Raw genomic sequence first — 331 nt, forward strand, 5'->3', positions numbered from 1 at the left:
GATTTGGTCAGACCGATGACGGCGGCCTTGGTGACGCCGTAAGCGAAGCGATTCGGCACGCCCTTGATGCTGGATGCAACGGAAGCCATGTTGATGATCGAGCCGTCCTTGCGCTCGAGCATGCCGGGCAGCACGGCGCGGATGGTGCGGATCATCGCCTTGACGTTGAGATCGAGGGCAAACTCCAGATCACTGTCCTTCATCTCAAGGATCGAACCGGCATGGACGAAGCCGGCGCAATTGAAGAGCACGTCGATCTGGCCGATCTCTGAGACCAAAGCATTGACCGCGGCTTCGTCGAGAACGTTCAACTTGTGGGTCACAATCCCGG

1 protein-coding gene is annotated in these 331 nt (G+C 58.6%); it reads right to left on the reverse strand.

Annotation, left to right across the window (positions count from 1 at the left end; all coding sequences use genetic code 11):
• The coding region (locus tag SB764_RS39005; RefSeq protein WP_410866611.1) for an SDR family NAD(P)-dependent oxidoreductase at window positions 1–331 on the reverse strand (331 nt) is incomplete at both ends.

It is taken from the genome of Paraburkholderia sp. SIMBA_027 (genome assembly GCF_046535315.1).
GTDB classification, from domain to species: Bacteria; Pseudomonadota; Gammaproteobacteria; order Burkholderiales; family Burkholderiaceae; genus Paraburkholderia; species Paraburkholderia tropica.